Here is a 19704-nt window from a genome sequence, read left to right on the forward strand (position 1 = left end):
TAATTCGTATGGAGATGCACATGGAACCCATCCAAGCCGTGGCGGGGAGCGTTTCCCCGCGATCCGGTCCCAGCGCGCCGGGAGGCTGGCGCGCGCTCGCGATGCGGCTCGACGCGTCGGGTTACGTGGGCATCGCGATACTCGCGGTGCTGATCGTCGTCGTGTTTCCGCTTGTGCTGGATACGTTTCGCCTGAACCTGATGGGCAAGTACCTCACCTACGCTTTCGTGGCGATTGGCCTCGTGATCGCGTGGGGCTACGGCGGCGTGCTCAGCCTCGGACAAGGCGTGTTCTTCGGCCTCGGCGGTTACGCGATGGCGATGTTCCTCAAGCTTGAGGCGTCCGACCCGGCCGCCACCCACACGCAGACCACGCCCGGCATTCCCGACTTCATGGACTGGAATCAGCTCACCGCGCTGCCTACGTGGTGGAGGCCGTTTCATTCTCTACCGTTCTCGATCCTCGCCGTGCTCGTGGTGCCTACGGCTCTCGCGTTCGTCGTCGGTTATGCGATGTTCAAGCGGCGGGTGGGCGGCGTGTACTTCGCGATCATCACGCAGGCGGTCGCCTTGATTCTTTCGGTGCTGATCATCGGCCAGCAAGGATATACGGGTGGCGTGAACGGGATCACCGATCTGCGCACGCTGCTCGGCTGGGACATCCGCACCGACCACGCGAAGCTGGTTCTTTATTTCGTCAATGCGGTGCTGCTGATCGGCGCGCTGCTCGCGTGTCGCTGGGTCCAGCGCAGCAAGCTCGGCACGCTGCTGCTCGCGATGCGCGACAAGGAGGACCGCGTGCGCTTCTCCGGTTACGACGTCGCGATGTTCAAGGTGTTCGCGTTCTGCCTCGCGGCGCTGCTCGCGGCTGTCGGCGGCGCAATGTTCACGTTGCAGGTGGGTTTCATGTCACCGTCGTTCGTCGGCATCGTGCCGTCGATCGAGATGGTGATCTATGCCGCAGTCGGCGGACGCATGTCACTGGTGGGTGCGGTGTATGGCGCGATTCTCGTCAACCTCGGCAAAAGCTGGTTCTCGGAGAGCCTGCCTGATCTCTGGCTCTATCTGATGGCGGCGATGTTCATCGGCGTGGTGATGGCCTTTCCGAACGGGCTCGCGGGTCTCTACGAAGAGCATGCCCGGCCGCGTATCCGCCGGTGGCTCGGCGCAGCGAACAAGGAGATCTGACGCATGAGCAACACTGACTTTCTGCTTGCGATCGAAGATCTGAGCGTGTCGTTCGACGGTTTCAAGGCGATCGATTCGTTGAACCTCTATCTCGAGCGCGGCGAATTGCGCGTCGTGATCGGCCCGAACGGTGCGGGCAAAACGACGCTGCTCGATCTGATTTGCGGCAAGACCAGGGAAACCGCCGGCAGCATCAAGTTCCGCAACGAGGAAATCACGAATCTCGCCGAGTTCCGGCGGGTGCGCAAGGGCATCGGTCGCAAGTTCCAGACGCCGTCGATCTACGAAAACCTGAGCGTCGCGCAAAACCTCGAAGTGTCGTTTCCGCGCGGACGCAGCGTGTTCGGCGCGCTCGCCTATCGCGAGGATGCCGAAGTGGCCGACCGGGTGCGTGCGGTAGCCGATGAGATCGGTCTTGCCGCTTCGCTCGATCTCGAAGCCGGGCTGCTGTCGCACGGCCAGAAGCAGTGGCTGGAAATCGGCATGTTACTGATGCAGGACCCCGAACTCCTGATGCTGGACGAACCGATTGCAGGCATGAGCGCGCGCGAACGGGAAGTCACAGCGGAACTGCTCGATCACATTTGCCGCAATCGCTCGATGATCGTGATCGAGCACGACATGGCCTTCGTCGAGCGGATCGCGCACAAGGTCACGGTCATGCACCAAGGCAAGATCCTCGCGGAAGGGCCGATGGCGCAGGTGCAATCCGATCCTCGCGTGATCGATGTCTATCTCGGCCACTGAATTTACACGGAGAACACATCATGCTGGAAGTCGACGGTCTCGTGGTCAGCTACGGCCAGAGCGAGGTGCTGCACGGCATCGGATTTTCCGTGGCGAACGGCGAAAGCGTCGCGGTGATGGGCCGCAACGGCATGGGCAAGACGACGCTTTTCAAGGCGCTCATAGGCATGCTGCCCGCCAATCGCGGCACGGTGCGGGTGGGCGGCGCCGACGTGTCCAAAGACGAGAGCTACCGGCGCGTAGCGAAAGGGATCGGCTACGTGCCGCAAGGTCGGCAGATCTTCGCGTCGCTGAGCGTCGAGGAGAACATCCAGACGGGCCTCGAAAAGGCGCGCAGCCAGCTCGTGCCCGACGATCTCTACGCGCTCTTTCCCGTGCTGTTCGACATGCGACGGCGCAAGGGCGGCAACCTCTCGGGCGGCCAGCAACAGCAGCTCGCGATTGCGCGCGCGCTCGCGACCGATCCGAAGGTGTTGCTGCTCGACGAGCCTACCGAGGGCATTCAGCCGTCCGTCATCAAGGACATCGCGAAGGCACTCAATCAGATTCGCACGAGCCGCAACATTGCCATCGTGGTGTCCGAGCAGGTGTTGAGCTTCGCGCTCGACGTCGCCGACCGGCTCTTCGTGATCGAAGGCGGCCGCTTCGTACATCAAAGCACCCGCGATGCAGGCGACACCGACCGCATCCGCGAATACCTCTCGGTATGAGTGCGGCGCACCGAACCGCATTTACTGACCCTCGAACCACGGAGCGAACGCAATGCCCGATACTCTCATCAAGGTGGATCTGAACCAGCCGGCCTACGAAAACACGCAGGTGCACAACCGCTGGCACCCGGATATTCCGATGGCTTGCTGGGTCAAGCCCGGCGACGACTTCATCCTCGAAACCTACGACTGGACCGGCGGCTTCATCAAGAACGATGACAGCGCCGACGACGTGCGCGACATCGATCTGTCGATCGTCCATTTTCTGTCCGGCCCGGTCGGCGTGCATGGCGCGGAACCCGGCGATCTGCTGGTCGTGGACCTGCTCGACATCGGTGCGAAGTCCGAGAGCCAGTGGGGCTTCAACGGATTTTTCTCGAAGTCCAATGGCGGCGGTTTTCTCACCGATCATTTTCCCGCCGCGCAGAAGTCGATCTGGGATTTTCACGGCGTCTACACGAACTCGCGCCACATTCCAGGCGTGAATTTCGCGGGTCTGATTCACCCCGGCCTGATCGGATGCCTGCCTGATCCGAAACTGCTGGAAACCTGGAACGCACGCGAAACCGGCCTGATCGCGACCGCGCCGGAGCGCGTGCCGCCGCTGGCGAATCCGCCGTTCGCCGCGACCGCGCATATGGGGCAACTCACGGGCGACGCGCGTGACAAGGCGGCGGCGCAAGGGGCGCGCACCGTGCCGCCGCGTGAGCACGGCGGTAATTGCGACATCAAGGATCTGTCGCGCGGCTCGAAGGTGTTCTTCCCCGTCTATGTGGATGGCGCAGGACTTTCCGTCGGCGATCTGCACTTCAGCCAGGGCGACGGCGAGATCACGTTTTGCGGCGCGATCGAAATGGCGGGCTGGGTACACATGCGCGTGAATCTGATCAAGGGTGGCATGGCGAAATACGGAATTCGCAATCCGGTATTCCAGCCGAGTCCTATCACGCCGAATTACAACGACTACCTCATTTTCGAAGGCATTTCGGTCGACGAGCAGGGCGCTCAGCATTATCTCGACGTGACGGTCGCGTATCGGCAGGCTTGTCTGAACGCGATCGAGTATCTGAAGAAGTTCGGCTATTCGGGCGCGCAGGCGTATTCGTTGCTCGGTTGTGCGCCGGTGCAGGGGCACATCAGCGGCGTGGTCGATATTCCCAATGCGTGCGCGACCTTGTGGCTGCCGACGCAGATCTTCGACTTCGACATTCGCCCGAATGCCGATGGGCCCATCCAGCACATCAAGGGCGGTGTGGATTTGCCATGCTCGCCGGATCTGGCGAACGTCTGAGCCAACGCTACCAGGAGAGCCTGTCATGCCGATCTACGACTTCGAATGCGTGAGTTGCGGTCCCTTTTCCGTCATGCGGCGCATGGCGGACCGCGAAAAGCCTTGCCGCTGTCCCGAGTGCGGAGGGGAGAGTGGCCGGGTGATCAGCGCGCCGTCGCTAGCCTTGATGGCGAATACACGGCGCTCCGCGTACGCAACGAACGAGCGCGCGCAGCACGCGCCGCGCCAGTCCGGTGACGGGGCGCCGTTGCGTCATCGGGCAGGATGCAGTTGCTGCTCGGGTGGCAGCGCGAAGCTCGCGGGATCGGCTTCGGACGGACTCAAACGGCCGGCAGGACGACCATGGATGATCAGCCACTAGTGAGTGTGTGCTGAAGCGGAGCGGGCGGCCCGAAGTCCGCCTGCGATCTGAGGGACTTAAGGAGGATATGTCATGCGACATGGCGATATTTCGAGCAGCAACGATTGCGTGGGCGTCGCGGTGGTCAACTACAAGATGCCGCGTCTGCATACGAAGGCGGAGGTGCTCGACAATGCGCGCCGCATCGCCGGCATGGTGATCGGCATGAAACAGGGATTGCCAGGCATGGATCTCGTCGTGTTTCCCGAGTATTCGACGCACGGCATCATGTACGACCGGCAGGAGATGTTCGATACGGCGTCGACGGTGCCGGGCGAGGAGACGGAAATATTTGCGGCGGCGTGCCGCCAGGCCAACGTCTGGGGGGTGTTCTCGATCACGGGAGAGCGTCACGAAGAACATCCGCGTAAGGTGCCGTACAACACGCTTGTGCTGATCGACAATCGCGGCGAGATCGTGCAGAAGTATCGCAAGATCATGCCTTGGACGCCGATCGAAGGCTGGTATCCGGGTGATCGTACCTACGTGACGGATGGGCCGAAGGGTTTAAAGATCAGCCTGATCATCTGCGATGACGGCAACTATCCCGAGATCTGGCGCGACTGCGCGATGAACGGCGCGGAATTGATCGTGCGCTGCCAGGGCTACATGTATCCGGCCAAGGAGCAGCAGGTGATGGTGGCTAAGGCAATGGCGTGGATGAATAACACTTACGTCGCCGTGGCGAATGCCACGGGCTGGGACGGCGTGTATTCGTACTTTGGTCACTCGGCGATCGTGGGTTTCGACGGGCGCACGCTCGGCGAGTGCGGCGAGGAGGAGATGGGCGTGCAGTACGCGGAGCTCTCGCTGAGCATGATCCGCGACGCGCGGCGCACGATGCAGTCGCAGAACCATCTATACAAACTTCTGCACCGCGGGTACACGGGCACGATCAATTCGGGCGACGGCGCGAACGGCGTGGCGGCCTGTCCGTTTGGGTTCTATCGCGACTGGATCGAAGACCCCGACGGCACGCGCCGCCGCGTCGAAGCACTCACGCGCCCGACGCCAGGGACGCCGGAGTGTCCGATTGAAGGGATTCCGAACGGGGCGTGAGGATTGGTTCGCCGGGCGTTGTCACGTTCGCGCGCTGGTCAGCTACGATGACGTGATGAAGAAGACGAAATCGCTCTACCATGGCCATCGATTCCCGGCGTCAGTCATCAGCCACGCGGTTCGGAGTTACCCGGCCGCGAAAACAGAGATCCCTGAGCTGGCGAATGTGAAGCACGTGTTCGTCAAGGCCTGCGCGCGCGTGAACAACCGCGCTGAAAACAGATCCTATGACGCATCCAAGTTGTCGACTGGCTAACGCCTAAAATCGGCGTACCGAGGTTTGCTCACGGGAGAGCATCATGCGTACAGATCAGGGATACACGCGTACTGAGGAACCGGCGCTGGCGGTGTCGCTCGAACTCGCCGCGGCGAAGTGGAAGGTAGCGTTGCACGACGGGCAGCGGGAGCAGCCGGCGGTGTACACCGTAGCGCAACCGCAAGCCCCCGCGCGCCTACAGGCCGTGCTGGAAGTGATCGAACAACAGAAGCTGAAGTGGTCGCTGCCCGCGGGCGTGCACCTTGTCGTGAGTTATGAAGCCGGCCAGGACGCGTTCTGGATCTATCGGGCGCTACGGGCACGCGGTATCGAGTGTCATGTGGTCGATCCAGCGAGCATTCCGGTCGAGCGCCACAAGCGGCGTGCCAAGACTGACCGGCTTGATGCAATCAGGCTGGTGATCAGCCTGCGCGCGTGGCTGCGCGGCGAGCGCGACCGCATGCACGTGGTGCACGTGCCGTCACCGCAGGACGAAGCGTCCCGCCATCTGATGCGCGACCGAGGGGAACTGCAGAAGGAGGTGCTACAGCATCGTGACCGGATGCGCAAACTGCTTGTCACGCTCGGCTGCTGGGATGAGGTTGACCACAAGGCCTTCGCCGCCCGCCTCGCCCGTGACCAGGTGCGGTGTCACGACGGTGCGCCACTGCCGCGCGAGCTGCGGGAGCGGCTGCTGCGCGAGTGCGAACGGCTGGCGCTGGCCGTGCAGCAACTCGCGGCACTCGAGAAAACGCAACACGCTGGCCTGCCCGCACCCGCACGCGAAAGGATCGATCTTCTGACGCAGCTAAATGGCATTGGCCCGGTGGGTGGCTCGCGTCTGGCGCTCGAGCTGTTCTGGCGGGACTTCCATAACCGGCGCGAAGTTGGGGCCTGCGTAGGGCTGGTTCCACAACCCTACGACAGTGGCGAGAGCCAGGTGGACCAGGGGATCAGCAGGCAGGGCAACCGTCGCGTGCGCGCACTGCTGATTGAGATGGCGTGGTGCTGGATCCGTTACCAGCCCGGTAGTGCACTGACGCAGTGGTTCAACCAGCGCACGCAAGGCACGGGACCGAATCGCCGCGTGCGGCGCATTGCGATCGTCGCAGTAGCACGACGCCTCGCGATCGCGCTGTGGCGCTACTTGCAGGACGGCGTGATACCCGAAGGCGCACAACTGAAGTCAGTCTGAGTCCGAAAGGTATCGCGACAACGCAATCAAGGGAGGAACGATACCTGTCGATAGAGAGTTTGCAGTGAACATGCCCGTGTTGATGGCGGGTTGCTAACGCGACCGATTAAACAGATGGGGCATGCTCCCGGAACAGGTTCCGGCGTAACGCGCATAAAGGATGAGGCTGGCCATACGCCAGCGGATAGAAGTTGGTGAGACGTTGCTGTCTTACGCGCGCGATAAGCGGCTTCAGGCTAACGACGTTGACCGGACTGTAGCCAATGGTTGACGTTGAGGGCGGTGGGAATCCGCCCGACTATGCCGCGAAAATGCGGCTTGTATGGCGGCGAGCGCCATCACCCGCGCTTGCCGCCATACGCCAGCATGTCACCACTTTGCAGCAAGGAGAAAGAGACTTGACCTATCCTTTGTAAGCCAGTTCGCAAATGGCCTTGACAACTTTCTGCTCATAGAAGCCATCAACCCACGCGTGAACGCGAGCGCGGGATGCGAGGGTTTCGCTTGCCCGAACGCACGCAGTCATCTGCTGAGCGCCTCGCTCTATCGCAATCAGCTCGCCGCGCGATTTGAAGCGTGGCGTCTCTTCGCCGGCATTGCCCAAGCTCCGTCCACCGTGTTCTGAGACACGACTGTCCTTGCCGATATCTCGTCATGGAGTCAGCAACGTGACAGCGCCTTAAGCAGCGCTCAGGTGAAAACTTAAGAAACTGCCGCCTCGCGCAAAAGACGTCACGCGAGAACTGCTGGTCGCCTATTGGTTGCGTTTCTTTACATCGCAGCTCTGCGCATTTATTTTGTCACTGTTTTCTCATTAACGGGATGGCGGGCGGAGAGACGCGCGCGCTGGTTTCGGCCGATCTTCGCACACAGTGGTTTTTTGCAGCTGCTATTGGTGCGGAAGCGCACATACCGGTTGCCGCGCCTCCATGAATCATGCTCCGCATATCGAGCCGCGTAAATGCTTTCAATTTATAAATTAAAGAATATAAAAATGAAAGGAAGCGCAATGAAGCGATATTTCCACGTAAGAAAAAGGAAGGCAAAATGAAGGCGATGCTCCCGGGGCTGGACATCCTGCGGTTCCTGCTGGCCTGCTATCTGGTCGTCTTCCACACGCTCGTCATTTACCCCGAGGCGGGGGCGATGCCAATGGCCGACTTCTTCAAATTCGGCGGCTGCGCGACGAGTATCTTCTTCATTCTGTCAGGATTCATTTTATCGCACGTTTCGGTGGAAAGGAAAACTGGCGAAGCGATGAAGGTTTCGGCATCGAAGTTTTTTATCAACCGTTTTAGCAATATCTATCCAATTCACATTGTTACGTTAGCGCTGAGCGTTGCATTAATGGCTGTGAATTCCCATCCCTTCGACACCGAACTGAGCAACCTCGATTCAGCACCGCCGATTGTGCACACCATGAGCGGTGTGGAAGTGGCGGTCAATGCGGTTTTACAGATCCTGTTATTGCAGGCCTGGAATCCCTTTTATCTGTCATTCAACATTCCGTCGTGGTCGTTGTCGACGCTGTTTTTTTTCTATTTATTGTTTCCGGCGCTCGCGCCACGCCTGCTGTCGATGCGCTTGAAGTCCACGATGCTGATGGCGATGTGGGGCGCCAGCCTGTTGCCGGCCGTGATCGTCGTTGCAGGCGGCTGGTATCAGGGGTGGCCGATCGGTGTGTTGCATACCAATCCGCTGGTGCGGCTTCCAGAGTTTCTGGCGGGCATTCTCGCTTACGGGATATTCGAGGCGAACGCCGAAAGCATTACCGGCATGATCGCGAGTTGCCGGTGGATCATATTCGCTGCTACAGGGGCACTTTTCATCGGCGCTACTTTTCTGTTTACGGCGGGAATGCGTTCGTGGGAAGTACTTCTTCACAACGGCGCACTCTTGCCCGCGCAAGTCGCGGTGATTTTTGTTTGCGCGAGCGCACTGCAAAACGCGTCGCCGCGCGTGGCCGCCTGGACGAGACGGCTCGGCAACGCTTCGTTGTCGATCTTCGCGCTGCAATACCCGCTATTTATCGGCTTTCTCAAAGTGCAGAAGCTGCTTGGCATTCCGTATTCGCTGTTGTCATGCGTGCATCGACCGCATGTTTGCCGGGAGGCGGCAAGCCAGGTGCCCGTGCATTTTTCCGCCTATCCGGTCTATCTGATCCTGGTGCTGGTGGCGTCGGTGCTGTTTCAGGAGCGGGTCGTAGTGCCGCTCAGGACCAGGCTGCGCCGCGTGCTGAAGAGTCGTTGGGACGCGGCGCGGCCCGCGCCGCTGCCTGCGGCGTCGGTGCCGAAGACACAGTGAGACGCGCTGCCGGCCAGCTGCAGGCGTTTGCGCATCCCGGTCCCGCACTCGTCGATGTGACCACATCGAAGCATGAGCTTGCCATGCCTCCGAAGGTGGAACTTGCCCATGCGAAGGGATTCAGCCTTTATATGCTGCGTGCGATATTGAACGGACGCGGCGACGAGATCGTCGAGCTGGTTCGCACCGAGCTCAGATGCAAACGGGCGCTAGCCCGATTGCCGACGGCTCGGGCCCGCGTCCGTGATCCTCGACAACGTGTTCGCCTCAGCGCGCCAGCAACGAAACCGTCGCGATGCCGAGAATCGTCATGATCAGCGAAGTGCTCAGGTGAATCGCCACTTCGCCCGCCGCCCAGCCGAACCGGCCGTCCTGCAGACGCTGCACGACCTCCGCGGAGAACGTCGAGAACGTCGACAGCCCGCCCATCAGACCGGTGATGACGAACAGCCGCCATTCCGGCGTGAGCTGGGGCACACGCGCGAAGCCCGCGACCGCCACGCCGATGATGTAGCCGGCGATCACGTTGGCGGCGAGCGTGCCGAGCGGCAGGTCGCTAAAGACCGGGTTAAGTCGAATGCCGAGGAACCAGCGAAACAGCGAGCCGAGTGCGCCGCCAATCGCGACAGCGAGAAAAGACCAATACATGGAAGAGGATCGAAACCGGAATGTCGACAGACCGGTCGATGCGGGCGAGTTGATGCCGCGTCCGCATAACCGGGCGTAGCAGGCATCATCAGCCCCAAGGGCGGTTAATGGAGAATGCCATCTCCAGCCGCGAAGTCTAACATCGGCGCGCGCATTTGGGGACAGGCGCGTGATTCGCGCCTCTCCCGTTTCCCGCGAGCGCCGCCTTCGTTCACTCCGGCGTTGCCGAAATCTTGTGAATCGACAGATCGGCGCCGTTGTATTCCTCTTCCTGGTCGAGGCGCAGACCGACCGTCATGCGGATCACGCCATACACGACCGTGCCGCCGAGCCCCGACACGACGATTCCGCCGAGCGTGCCGATGACCTGCGAGGCGAACGACACGCCGCCCAGCCCGCCGAGCGAATGGATGCCGAAGATCCCGGCCGCGATGCCGCCCCATGCGCCGCACAGCCCGTGCAGCGGCCACACGCCGAGCACGTCGTCGATGCGCCAGCGGTTCTGCACGCAGGTGAACATGTAGACGAACAGCACGCCAGCGATACCGCCCGTGACCAGCGCGCCGAGCGGATGCATGATGTCCGAGCCCGCGCACACCGCGACGAGCCCGGCGAGCGGGCCGTTGTACGTGAAGCCCGGGTCGTTGCGGCCCGCGAACCACGCGCTCAGCGTGCCGCCGACCATCGCCATCAGCGAATTGACCGCGACGAGGCCGCTGATCTTGTCGAGCGTCTGCGAGCTCATCACGTTGAAGCCGAACCAGCCGACCGTCAGCACCCATGCGCCGAGCGCGAGAAACGGAATGTTCGACGGCGGATGCGCGGCGATACCGCCGTCGCGGTGATAGCGACCGTGGCGCGCGCCGAGCAGCAGCACGGCCGGCAGCGCGACCCAGCCGCCGAACGCGTGCACCACCACCGAGCCCGCGAAGTCATGGAACGGCGCGCCGAAAGCCTGCGTGAGCCAGTCCTGGATGCCGAAGCGGTCATTCCACGCGATGCCTTCGAAGAACGGATAGATGAAACCGACCAGCACGAACGTCGCGAACAGCTGCGGATTGAACTTGGAGCGCTCGGCGATGCCACCTGACACGATCGCAGGGATCGCGGCGGCGAACGTCAGCAGGAAGAAAAAGCGCACGAGCGCATAGCCGTTGTGCTGGGCGAGCGTCGCCGCGCTGTCGAAAAACTGCACGCCGTATGCGATCGTGTAGCCGATGAAGAAGTACGCGATCGTCGAGACCGCGAAGTCCACCAGAATTTTGACCAGCGCATTCACCTGATTCTTCTTGCGCACGGTGCCAAGCTCCAGGAAGGCGAATCCCGCGTGCATCGCCAGCACCATGGCGGCGCCGATCAAAAGAAACTCGGTATCGGCGCCGTATTTCAGACTTTCCATCGATATGTCCCGCTTATGCCAAAAAAGTGCGCTATGTCAGCAAGAAGCGGGCCAAAGCTGTGCTGGTCGCGTCGACACGGTGCAATCGGGCACCGGGATGGGCATCCGGTGGGTTTTGAGCCATGCGCCGCCCGAGCGCGTCATGCACCTGAACAGAGAGAAATGGCACAAGACAAGTGCATAAATCGACGCCCTTGCGCAGATTGACCCAGACGAGGGCGAAATATTCGATGTAAATTACATTTTCATTCAGAATCCTGACGCAGCGAGACGCTGGCCGGCGCGTCGATGCCCATTTCTGGCGCACGGTGCGGGAACGGCAGAAGCTGCCGTCGACGCGTTCGTGCCCCTCTTTCTTTTCCCGCGCAAACCTCGACATAATGTGCCGACTCCGTGCACGATCCGCCGGCCAACCCCTCCCATGGGCACGCATGAGACTGACCACTAAAGGCCTGCTTCTGATTGCGATCCCGGCCGTGTTCGAACTCGCGCTGCTTGCCGGTGTCGTGAAGGCCCAAGCCGATGCGACGATGGCCGAGCGATGGGCGATGCATAGCGAGGAGGTGTTGCGCCAGACCACGGAGATTCTCGATCCGGTGCTGGCCGAATCGGTCGCGCTGCGGGGCGCGGTGCTCGCCAACGACGCGCATTTCACCACCCCGATCGCGGTATGGATGGACGTCGACCGGCGCATCGACGAGCTCGCCGAACTCGTCGCGGACGATCCGGCGCAGGTCAAGCGCGTGGCCGAGGTGCGCCAGGCGGTGCAGACGTACCGCCAGTGGTCCGACCGGATCCAGGACATGCTGCACGCCGGGCGGACCGGCGAGATTCTCGCGCGCTTCCACGATCTCGCCCAAGCCGACGTGCTCGATCATTTCCGTGTGGAGGTGACCGCGTTCCAGGCCGAGGAGCGCCGTCTCGATAGCTCGCGCTCGAATGCCGTCGCCGCCGTGCGCGAACGGGAACAGACGCTGATCGTCGCGGCCGCGTTGGGCTCGCTGCTGTTCGTCGCGCTCGCCGTCTGGATGTTCACGCGCGGTGTGCGCGGCCGGCTCGCGCTGCTGTCCGACAACGCGGGCCGGCTCGCCGGCAACGAGCCGCTCGCGCCGCTCGGCGCGGGTAGCGATGAAATCGCGCGGCTCGATCTGACCTTGCACGAGACGAGCCGCCGACTGCTCGAAGCCGAGCGCATCGAAGCTCGCTTTCACGCGGACCTCGAGCGGCGCGCCGCCGAGCTCGCGCGCAGCAACGAGACGCTGCGCCAGCAGACCCAGGAAAACGAAATGTTCATCTACAGCGTGTCGCACGACCTGCGCGCGCCGCTCGTGAACCTGCAGGGATTTTCCAGGGAGCTGATTCGCGCAAGCGACGAGTTGCGCGACGCGGTGCGCGGTTCGTCGCTCGCGATCAGCACGCGCGAGCGGATCGAGCGCCTCGTCGACGAGGACATCGGCGAGGCGCTGCACTATCTGCAGACCGCGGTGCTGCGCGCGTCGCACATCATCGACGCGCTGCTGCGGCTGTCGCGGGTCGGGCGGGTCGAGTACCGGCGCCAGAATGTCGATGTGCGCGACATCGTGCAACGTGTCGTCGATGCGATGCAGGGCTCGATCCGTGCGCGGCGCGCGCGCGTGACGGTCAGCGAACTGCCCGCGGTATGGGGCGATCCGACCGCGCTCGAACAGATCTTCGCAAACCTGATTGGCAACGCGGTCAACTATCTGGACCCGGCGCGCGAGGGCCGCGTCGAAATTGGCACGACACCTGCGCCGCCGGGCGTGCATTCGCTGCGGATCTTCTACGTGCGCGACAACGGCCTCGGTATCCCGGCGATCGCGCTGCCGCGCCTGTTCACCGCGTTCCAGCGGCTGCACGGCAATGCCGCGGCCGGCGAGGGCATCGGCCTCGCGCTCGTGCGGCGGATGGTCGAGCGACATGGCGGCCGCGTGTGGGCGGAATCGAAGGAGGGGGTGGGCACGACGTTCTATCTGTCGCTGCCAGAGGCGGGTGCTGCGGGCGCGAAACCGGCCGCGGCTGGCGCGGCTGCGCTCGCCGCGGCGGGTCCGGCTCCGGCGGCGCGCGGTGCGCGTCAGAGTGTGCCGGGCGCCGCGGGACCAGGCTTGGGCGCCGGCAGCGGGTCGTCCGCGCGTACGATCGACGCGGTGCGAGGAATCAGCACGCGGTAGGGGGCGCTCGATCGTGCGGCGCGGATGGCGCTCGCCCGCGCATCAACCGGCGAAAATCCGCCGCGGCTTCAGCAGTCTTCTGCCGCGCACCGACCAGTAGCAACCGCATGCCAGCAGCACGGCGATGCCGGCGAACGTTTCGGCCGGTGTTGGCCGAATGCCGGCAAGACCTTCGACGGCAAACAGGCCGTGCGCGACACCCAGCAGCGCCGCCCACAGTGCACACGCGGCCTGCATCAGCACTCGGGGCTCGGTGCGCGATCCGCGTGCCGCCCAGCTGCGAGTACATCGATGTGCTCGCCAGATTGCATCAATCCTCGCAGGGTTCGGGTGCAATGCCAGAACAGCGGCTCAACCCATGCCGAACCGCCGCTTTCCTCACTCAGGCAGCGAAGTCGGTCGAAGACGACAGCTGTTTCCACGTTTCCGTTTCCTGCGTCACATAAGCGTTTTTCGCAGCGATGGCGGCCAGCGTATCCGTCCCAAGCGGCAGGCGCAACGGCGGGGACGCCGCGTCGACCAGCGCGATCATCGCGGCCGCAAGCCTGGTCGGGTCGCCAGGCTGGTTGTGATTCAATTGCATGGCCTTGCGGCGAACCGCACCCGAGGTTTCGTCGTAATCGTCGATCACCTCGGGCGCCACGACCAGCGAGGACGCATCGAGAAAGTCGGTACGAAAATACCCCGGCTCGACGACTGTCGCGTGAATGCCCAGCGGTCTCAACTCGGCATGCAACGCTTCCGTGATGCCTTCGACGGCGAACTTCGTCGACGAATACACGCCAAAGCCCGCCGCGGCACGATAGCCGCCAATCGATGAAACATTGATCACGTGGCCCGAGCGGTTCGCGCGCATGATCGGCAATACAGCGCGCGTGACGTTGAGCAAGCCGAAGACATTCGTGTCGTACATGCGACGCACCTCGTTGTCGGCGGATTCTTCCACCGCGCCAAGGAGACCGAACCCGGCGTTGTTGACCAACACGTCGATGCGGCCGAATTTTTCAATCGCGGCCTGCACCGCCGCCTTTGCCTGGGCCTCGTTGGTCACGTCCAGCTCCACCGGCAGCAACGCAGCCGACTCGCCAAGACGCTCGCTGATCGCCCCGACCTTGCGTCCGGCGGCCACCACCGCGTTGCCGTCCGCGAGCGCAGCTTCAGCTATCAATGCGCCCATGCCTCGCGATGCGCCGGTGATGAACCATACCCGCTTGAAACCACCCTGTTGAACGTTAGCCATGATGTCTCTCCTGCGTGTGTGATGAAGTGATGCCATCGTAAGCTCGGCGATTGACACAAACTAGCCGTACATGATTGGCGACATAATCAACTTTTATTTGCTAATTGGGGCTTCGCAATACTGCCGCGGCAAGAGGCGCGCGACGAAGACGATCGTTGAGGAAAGGGTCGCCTTTTGAATCGCGCGGACGTCAGCTCCATCAGGTTCGACAAAACCGCGACCAACTCGCCGGGGCGATCCGAAGCGGTTGCGCGGCGCAACGGCGGTATCATAGGCACGTCTTCGCATGTGCGAGCCGCCCGACGCGGCTCCTTCCAGATCATGATTTCATCTCTTTCCTCATCGTTATTGCGCCGCGCGGCGGTCGTGGTCCTCGTGTTCGGCACGCTGGCCGCGTGCCAGAAGAACGACGCGTCGGCCGGCCAGGTCGCGGGCAAGCTGAACGACGCCGCGCAGCTTGCCGGTCAGAAGCTCGATCAGGCCGCGAGCTACGTCGGCCAACAGGTCGACGCGACCAAGGACGCCGCGCAACAGAACCTCGACTCGGCCTCCGCGCCGTCGCTCAAGATCGACCCGGCCGCGCTCGCGTCGAGCGCGCAGGCCAACCTGCAGAACGCGGCGAGCGCGGCCAACGCGCAGCTCGGCAAGGCCGCGTCGATCACGGGCCAGGGCCTCGAAACGGCGGGGCGCAAGCTGCAGGCGTGGTCGGCGCAGAATGCGGGCGCGTCGGCTTCGTCGACTGCATCGACCGATTCCGCCGACGCGCAGAAGCAGATGGACAAATGACTCGCGCCGTTCGATCCGGTTTCGCCGTTTGACATTAGCGTTATATGTAATTACCATGGTTACACATTGTTGTTTCGGGACGGATCTGCCGTGAACACGAGTAGCCGGTTTGCCTTTGCCGTGCATGTGCTCGCGCTGTTGTCGCTACAGGGCGGCGTGCCGTTGTCGTCGGAGATGATCGCGGGCAGCGTGAACACCAATCCCGCGCTCATTCGCCGGCTTCTGAGCATGCTCTCCGACGCCGGCCTCACCACCTCGCAGATGGGCGCCGGTGGCGGCGCGTTGCTTGCGCGGCGGCCGGAACGGATCACGTTGCTCGAGGTCTATCGCGCGGTGGAAGACGCACAGTTGTTCGCGTTGCATCGCGAGGAGCCAAATCCAGCGTGCATGGTGGGGCGCAATATCCAGAGCGTGCTGAGCGGGATCATCGACGAAGCGCAGCAGGCAATGGAAGCGACGCTGGCCGCGCGCACGCTCGCCGACGCGACCGCCGACGTGGTCCGCTCGGAGAAGCAGCGCGAGCGCAAGCGCCGTGCTTGAGCGTGTCTTCGCGCGCAAGACGCGGCGGCGGTGAACGATAGAAGCGCAGTGTCGTAGGGCGCGGGTCGAACCTATTCCGGCACGCGTGCCAAACAAGGGAACGGGGTGAGCGCCCCGCTTTTTTTCTCGTTATATGTAACTATAAAAGTTACATATAAGACAACCTGAGGAGTACGCTGATATGAGCAAGCAACTGAAGATCGCCCTGTTTGGCGCGACTGGCATGATCGGTTCGCGGATTGCCGCGGAAGCCGCGCGTCGCGGGCATCAGGTGACGGCGCTGGTGCGCGATCCGGCGCGCGTGCCGACCGGCGTCGCGAATCTGCATGCGGCGCAGGCCGATCTGCTCGACGCCGCGAGCGTCGGCGCGGCGGTGCGCGGTCACGACGTGGTCGCAAGCGCGTATGCGCCGCCGCAGGGCGATCTCGCCACCCTGACGCAAGCGACACGCGCGCTGGTCGAGGGGGTGCGCGCGGCGGGGCTGAAGCGCGTCGTCGTGGTAGGCGGCGCAGGCTCGCTCGAAGTCGCACCGGGCAAACAACTGGTCGATACCGACGGCTTTCCGGACGCGTACAAGGGTATTGCACTCGCGCACCGCGACGCCTTCGAGTACTACCGCGGCGTGACCGGTCTCGACTGGACGTTCTTCGCGCCAGCCGCGCTGATCGCGCCGGGCGAGCGCACCGGCAAGTTCCGCACGGGCGCGAACACGCTGATTGCGGACGCGGACGGCAACAGCCGCATTTCGGCCGAAGACTACGCGATCGCGTTCGTCGACGAACTGGAGCAGGGCCGCTTCATCCGCCAGATCGCGACGGTCGCGTACTGACGAGCGGCGGTTCGAATTCGCCGGCCGCGCAAGCGTACTAACATTCGGTTACGCATGTTCGGCCGCGCCGGGCGAAACTGCGGCTACACTGGCGTCTGCCGTTTTCTCACGGATTGCCATGCAGTCATGCCCGTCGCGGCGTGAGTCCGAGGCTGCGCCGTCTGGCGGCGGGCAGCAGCCGGCGATTCTCAGCGCCCCCCATTTCTCCTCCGCTCACACCGCTCGCGACACGGCCAGCGGCGACGCCCGCCCGCGCGCGAGCACAGATGCCGTCGGTTGGTTTGCCGCGCTGCTGTGCGCCGCGCTGATTCTGTGCCTCGGCGCGCTGCCGCGCATGGCGCAAGCCGCGGGCCCCGCGGTCGGCGGCGGCACGCCGGTGATCCCGGCATTGCAGAGCCTGATCAACAGCGCGACGGTGAACGCGACGCCTGCGTCCGCGGCATCGGGGGCGTCGGCGCCCGAGGCGGCGTCGGCGCCGTCGCCCGCGAGCCAGGCGGAGCTGGCGCGCTCGCTCGACAGCGTGATCGCCACGCTCGACAACGACCGCCAGCGCAGCGCGCTCGTTGCCCAGCTGAAAAAGCTGCGCGACGTGTCGCAAAGCGCCGCGCAAACCGTCGGGCCACCCGCGCCCGCGTCCGCGCAACCTAGCCCGGGCCTGCTCGGCGCGATCGCCTCGGGCATCGCGTCGTTCGAATCCGACGTGCATCAGGGCCGCACGCCGGTGCGCTACTGGAGCGGGCGCATGACCGCGGCCGGCAACGAGCTGTACACGATCGTCTCGGGCCAGGGACACGAGGGTGTCGGCACGATCCTGTTGGCGATGCTGGGGATGCTGGCCGGCTGGGGCGCCTGTGCCGGCGCGCTGATCTATCTGCAGCAACGGCTACACCGGCGCTTCGGTATCGAGCTGGTGCTGCGGCCCAATCCCACCACGCGCGAGCTGCTGATCTTCGCGTTGCGCCGCGTCGGTCCGTGGATCATCGCGTTCATCGCGGCGCTGCTGTTCATGCGCGCGATGCCCGATTCGCTCGGCCGCACGCTCGGCATGGTGGTCGCGTATGCGATCGTCGCGGGCGCGGTGTTTTCCGCGATCTGTCTGATCATGTTTTCGCTGTTCGGCTCGGGCCACCGCCGCGTCGCGGTGCGCCTGCTGATCGATCACGCGCGCCGCGTGCTGTTCGTGATCGGCGTGTGCGGTGCGCTCGGCGACGCAGCCGTCAATTACGACGTCGAGCATCAGCTCGGCACCAACCTCGCCGCGCTGATTTCGACCGCGGCCAACATGACGGCCGCCGTGCTGACCGGCTATTTCGCGCTCGCGTTTCGCCGGCCGGTCGCGCATCTGATCCGCAACCGGCCGTACGAACAGCGCAACGACCACAAGGCCGCGACCGATGCGTTCGAGGTGCTCGCCGCGCTGTGGCACGTGCCGGTGCTGGTGCTCTCGGCCGCGTCGGTGGTCGCGACGCTCGGCGGCTCCGGCTCCAGCGAAAACGTGCTGCAGATCTCGATCGTCACCGCGCTGCTGCTGGTGCTGGCGTTCTTCCTGTCGGCGATCGTGCTGCGCATGACGCGGCCGCGCAGCGCCCGCGCGCGGCGCCGCTCGCCGTATCTGACGCGGCTGCTGCGCTTTTGCGGCACGTTGCTGACATTGTTCATCTGGCTGTTTTTCTTCGAATCCGCGGCGCGTCTGTGGGGCGTGTCGCTGGCCGCGATGATCGAGAGGAACGTGGCGGCACGCGGCATCGCGCATGCGATGACGGCGATCGTCGCCACCGTGTTCATCGCGTGGCTGCTGTGGATTCTGGTCGACACCGCGATCACCGAGACGCTCAATCCGGGCAGCCCGCGCAACAAGGCGCGCAGCCCGAGCATGCGCGCCCGCACGATGTTGCCGCTGGTGCGCAACGTGTTGCTCGTCACGATCATGACGATCGGTGCGATCGTCACCGCCGCGAACCTCGGCATCAACGTGACGCCGCTGCTCGCGGGCGCGGGCGTGATCGGTCTGGCGATCGGTTTCGGCGCGCAGTCGCTGGTGACCGACCTGATCACCGGGCTCTTCATCATCATCGAGGACACGATCTCGGTCGGCGACTGGATCGACGTCGATGGCGGGCATGCGGGCACGGTCGAGCATCTGTCGATCCGCACCGTGCGGCTGCGCGACGGGCAGGGCGCGATCCACGCGATTCCGTTCTCGCAGATCAAGATCGTGAAGAACCTGTCGCGCGATTTCGCGTACGCGGTGTTCGAGGTGCGCATGTCGTTCTCGACCGATGTCGACGAGATCACGCAGCTGATTCGCGAAGTCGGCGCGGAGCTGATGGCCGACTTCCGCTACCGGCGCGAGATGCTCGGGCCGATCGAGGTGTGGGGCCTCGACCGGTTCGATCCGAACTGGATGGTCGTCAAAGGGCAGATCAAGACGCGGCCGCTGCAGCAATGGAGCGTCGCGCGCGCGTTCAATTTGCGGCTCAAGCGCAAGATGGACGAGGCCGGCATCGAGATTCCGGTCGCGCATATGCGGGTGTACACATCGTCGAAGGATCGCGAGGGCGAGCCGCTGCGCGACGATGAGATAACCGGGTTCGTCGCGCCTGTGAATGCCGGTGCCGATGACAGCCGGCATGCGCATGGCGAGGCGCAGCAGCCGGCGCGGGACGGCGAGCGCGGCAAAACCCATCAAAGGGCGCATGAACCCACTCGCGAAAGAGACCGCGAAGCGGCGCACGAGTATCCGCGCGAAGCTGAGTATGAGGTGGGCGTCGTTGGCCCGTCGGCGCGCGCGTCGACACAGGTGCCGCTTGCGCCCGCGCGTGACGTGTCGCACGAACCGCGTCCGGCGCCGCCGACGACCGGACAGACCGCGCCGATTCCGCCGCAGATTCCGACGGCGGGTGATGTGGGTGGGAAGAATTGAG

18 protein-coding genes, 3 pseudogenes and 1 riboswitch are annotated in these 19704 nt (G+C 63.8%); of the genes and pseudogenes, 16 read left to right on the top strand and 5 right to left on the bottom strand.

Annotation, left to right across the window (positions count from 1 at the left end):
- Positions 1 to 20: 20 nt before the first annotated feature.
- From urtC to OKW29_RS22605, 11 genes and pseudogenes are all read left to right on the top strand, one after another.
- Positions 21 to 1187 carry an urea ABC transporter permease subunit UrtC gene (gene urtC / locus OKW29_RS22555; protein ID WP_184071190.1) on the top strand — a complete coding sequence of 389 codons (1167 nt, stop codon included), beginning with the start codon at positions 21 to 23 and terminating at the stop codon, positions 1185 to 1187.
- Between the two features lie 3 nt (positions 1188 to 1190).
- Positions 1191 to 1934: an urea ABC transporter ATP-binding protein UrtD gene (urtD, locus tag OKW29_RS22560; protein WP_090804072.1), complete on the top strand. Its 744-nt coding sequence runs from the start codon at positions 1191 to 1193 to the stop codon at positions 1932 to 1934.
- 20 nt (positions 1935 to 1954) lie between these two features.
- Positions 1955 to 2644, top strand: a complete 690-nt coding sequence (gene urtE / locus OKW29_RS22565) for an urea ABC transporter ATP-binding subunit UrtE (protein ID WP_429292680.1) — start codon at positions 1955 to 1957, stop codon at positions 2642 to 2644.
- A gap of 52 nt (positions 2645 to 2696) precedes the next feature.
- Positions 2697 to 3935: a formamidase gene (fmdA, locus tag OKW29_RS22570; protein WP_429292681.1), complete on the top strand. Its 1239-nt coding sequence runs from the start codon at positions 2697 to 2699 to the stop codon at positions 3933 to 3935.
- 25 nt (positions 3936 to 3960) lie between these two features.
- The gene (locus OKW29_RS22575) at positions 3961 to 4296 is read left to right on the top strand and encodes an FmdB family zinc ribbon protein (RefSeq protein ID WP_184039868.1); all 336 of its coding nucleotides are present in this window, start codon (positions 3961 to 3963) and stop codon (positions 4294 to 4296) included.
- 72 nt (positions 4297 to 4368) lie between these two features.
- Positions 4369 to 5394, top strand: coding sequence for an aliphatic amidase (locus OKW29_RS22580; protein WP_184039871.1), 1026 nt, complete (start codon positions 4369 to 4371; stop codon positions 5392 to 5394).
- A gap of 118 nt (positions 5395 to 5512) precedes the next feature.
- A pseudogene (locus tag OKW29_RS22585) lies at positions 5513 to 5614 on the top strand (IS6 family transposase); the annotation flags it as partial.
- Between the two features lie 79 nt (positions 5615 to 5693).
- Positions 5694 to 6845, top strand: coding sequence for an IS110 family transposase (locus OKW29_RS22590; RefSeq protein WP_429290624.1), 1152 nt, complete (start codon positions 5694 to 5696; stop codon positions 6843 to 6845).
- A 447-nt stretch (positions 6846 to 7292) separates the two neighbouring features.
- Positions 7293 to 7470: pseudogene (locus OKW29_RS22595) on the top strand (IS6 family transposase); the annotation flags it as partial.
- 422 nt (positions 7471 to 7892) lie between these two features.
- Positions 7893 to 9149 (top strand): acyltransferase family protein, encoded by a 1257-nt coding sequence (locus OKW29_RS22600; RefSeq protein ID WP_429292682.1) that lies wholly within the window; start codon positions 7893 to 7895, stop codon positions 9147 to 9149.
- 23 nt (positions 9150 to 9172) lie between these two features.
- Positions 9173 to 9346 (top strand): annotated as a pseudogene (locus OKW29_RS22605) (ubiquinone-dependent pyruvate dehydrogenase); the annotation flags it as partial.
- A gap of 70 nt (positions 9347 to 9416) precedes the next feature.
- Here the strand turns inward: OKW29_RS22605 and crcB are convergent.
- The 3 genes from crcB to OKW29_RS22620 all read right to left on the bottom strand — a co-directional run bounded on the left by crcB (position 9417) and on the right by OKW29_RS22620 (position 11575).
- Positions 9417 to 9797 carry a fluoride efflux transporter CrcB gene (crcB, locus tag OKW29_RS22610; protein WP_184071198.1) on the bottom strand — a complete coding sequence of 127 codons (381 nt, stop codon included), beginning with the start codon at positions 9795 to 9797 and terminating at the stop codon, positions 9417 to 9419.
- A gap of 72 nt (positions 9798 to 9869) precedes the next feature.
- Positions 9870 to 9931: riboswitch (Fluoride riboswitch) on the bottom strand.
- A 77-nt stretch (positions 9932 to 10008) separates the two neighbouring features.
- Positions 10009 to 11196: an ammonium transporter gene (locus OKW29_RS22615; protein ID WP_090804085.1), complete on the bottom strand. Its 1188-nt coding sequence runs from the start codon at positions 11194 to 11196 to the stop codon at positions 10009 to 10011.
- Between the two features lie 31 nt (positions 11197 to 11227).
- Positions 11228 to 11575, bottom strand: coding sequence for a hypothetical protein (locus tag OKW29_RS22620; RefSeq protein WP_429292683.1), 348 nt, complete (start codon positions 11573 to 11575; stop codon positions 11228 to 11230).
- Between the two features lie 52 nt (positions 11576 to 11627).
- Here OKW29_RS22620 and OKW29_RS22625 point away from each other — a divergent pair, with 52 nt between their 5' ends.
- The gene (locus tag OKW29_RS22625) at positions 11628 to 13385 is read left to right on the top strand and encodes a sensor histidine kinase (protein ID WP_429292684.1); all 1758 of its coding nucleotides are present in this window, start codon (positions 11628 to 11630) and stop codon (positions 13383 to 13385) included.
- Positions 13386 to 13427: 42 nt separating this feature from the next.
- On the opposite strand, the gene OKW29_RS22630 is transcribed toward OKW29_RS22625, so the two are convergent.
- Together OKW29_RS22630 and OKW29_RS22635 are read right to left on the bottom strand one after the other, a co-directional pair.
- Positions 13428 to 13691 (bottom strand): hypothetical protein, encoded by a 264-nt coding sequence (locus OKW29_RS22630; RefSeq protein WP_429294911.1) that lies wholly within the window; start codon positions 13689 to 13691, stop codon positions 13428 to 13430.
- Positions 13692 to 13767: 76 nt separating this feature from the next.
- The gene (locus OKW29_RS22635; RefSeq protein WP_429292685.1) at positions 13768 to 14625 is read right to left on the bottom strand and encodes an oxidoreductase; all 858 of its coding nucleotides are present in this window, start codon (positions 14623 to 14625) and stop codon (positions 13768 to 13770) included.
- A gap of 321 nt (positions 14626 to 14946) precedes the next feature.
- Between OKW29_RS22635 and OKW29_RS22640 the strand changes: the two genes are divergently transcribed.
- The 4 genes from OKW29_RS22640 (at position 14947) to OKW29_RS22655 (ending at position 19703) form a co-directional block, all read left to right on the top strand.
- Complete coding sequence (locus tag OKW29_RS22640; protein WP_429292686.1) at positions 14947 to 15411, top strand: hypothetical protein; 465 nt, start codon at positions 14947 to 14949, stop codon at positions 15409 to 15411.
- Between the two features lie 90 nt (positions 15412 to 15501).
- A complete protein-coding gene (locus OKW29_RS22645; RefSeq protein WP_184029975.1) occupies positions 15502 to 15951 on the top strand; it encodes an Rrf2 family transcriptional regulator in 450 nt (149 codons plus the stop codon).
- A gap of 181 nt (positions 15952 to 16132) precedes the next feature.
- Positions 16133 to 16780 carry an NAD(P)-dependent oxidoreductase gene (locus OKW29_RS22650; protein ID WP_429292687.1) on the top strand — a complete coding sequence of 216 codons (648 nt, stop codon included), beginning with the start codon at positions 16133 to 16135 and terminating at the stop codon, positions 16778 to 16780.
- A 118-nt stretch (positions 16781 to 16898) separates the two neighbouring features.
- Positions 16899 to 19703, top strand: a complete 2805-nt coding sequence (locus OKW29_RS22655) for a mechanosensitive ion channel family protein (protein ID WP_429292688.1) — start codon at positions 16899 to 16901, stop codon at positions 19701 to 19703.
- Position 19704 lies beyond the last annotated feature (1 nt).

Origin of the sequence: Paraburkholderia sp. CI3, assembly GCF_050436505.1 — a bacterium.
In the GTDB taxonomy this organism is placed as follows: domain Bacteria; phylum Pseudomonadota; class Gammaproteobacteria; order Burkholderiales; family Burkholderiaceae; genus Paraburkholderia; species Paraburkholderia tuberum.

Bases quoted from the DNA above. Each gene is read 5' to 3' on its own strand.
- OKW29_RS22625 (WP_429292684.1), top strand. From the start codon at position 11,628: ATGAGACTGACCACTAAAGGCCTGCTTCTGATTGCGATCCCGGCCGTG.
- OKW29_RS22600 (WP_429292682.1), top strand. From the start codon at position 7,893: ATGAAGGCGATGCTCCCGGGGCTGGACATCCTGCGGTTCCTGCTGGCC.
- OKW29_RS22650 (WP_429292687.1), top strand. From the start codon at position 16,133: ATGAGCAAGCAACTGAAGATCGCCCTGTTTGGCGCGACTGGCATGATC.
- crcB (WP_184071198.1), bottom strand. From the start codon at position 9,797: ATGTATTGGTCTTTTCTCGCTGTCGCGATTGGCGGCGCACTCGGCTCG.
- OKW29_RS22620 (WP_429292683.1), bottom strand. From the start codon at position 11,575: ATGTCGAGGTTTGCGCGGGAAAAGAAAGAGGGGCACGAACGCGTCGAC.
- OKW29_RS22655 (WP_429292688.1), top strand. From the start codon at position 16,899: ATGCAGTCATGCCCGTCGCGGCGTGAGTCCGAGGCTGCGCCGTCTGGC.
- OKW29_RS22575 (WP_184039868.1), top strand. From the start codon at position 3,961: ATGCCGATCTACGACTTCGAATGCGTGAGTTGCGGTCCCTTTTCCGTC.
- urtE (WP_429292680.1), top strand. From the start codon at position 1,955: ATGCTGGAAGTCGACGGTCTCGTGGTCAGCTACGGCCAGAGCGAGGTG.
- OKW29_RS22640 (WP_429292686.1), top strand. From the start codon at position 14,947: ATGATTTCATCTCTTTCCTCATCGTTATTGCGCCGCGCGGCGGTCGTG.
- OKW29_RS22590 (WP_429290624.1), top strand. From the start codon at position 5,694: ATGCGTACAGATCAGGGATACACGCGTACTGAGGAACCGGCGCTGGCG.
- fmdA (WP_429292681.1), top strand. From the start codon at position 2,697: ATGCCCGATACTCTCATCAAGGTGGATCTGAACCAGCCGGCCTACGAA.
- OKW29_RS22635 (WP_429292685.1), bottom strand. From the start codon at position 14,625: ATGGCTAACGTTCAACAGGGTGGTTTCAAGCGGGTATGGTTCATCACC.
- urtC (WP_184071190.1), top strand. From the start codon at position 21: ATGGAACCCATCCAAGCCGTGGCGGGGAGCGTTTCCCCGCGATCCGGT.
- OKW29_RS22615 (WP_090804085.1), bottom strand. From the start codon at position 11,196: ATGGAAAGTCTGAAATACGGCGCCGATACCGAGTTTCTTTTGATCGGC.
- urtD (WP_090804072.1), top strand. From the start codon at position 1,191: ATGAGCAACACTGACTTTCTGCTTGCGATCGAAGATCTGAGCGTGTCG.
- OKW29_RS22580 (WP_184039871.1), top strand. From the start codon at position 4,369: ATGCGACATGGCGATATTTCGAGCAGCAACGATTGCGTGGGCGTCGCG.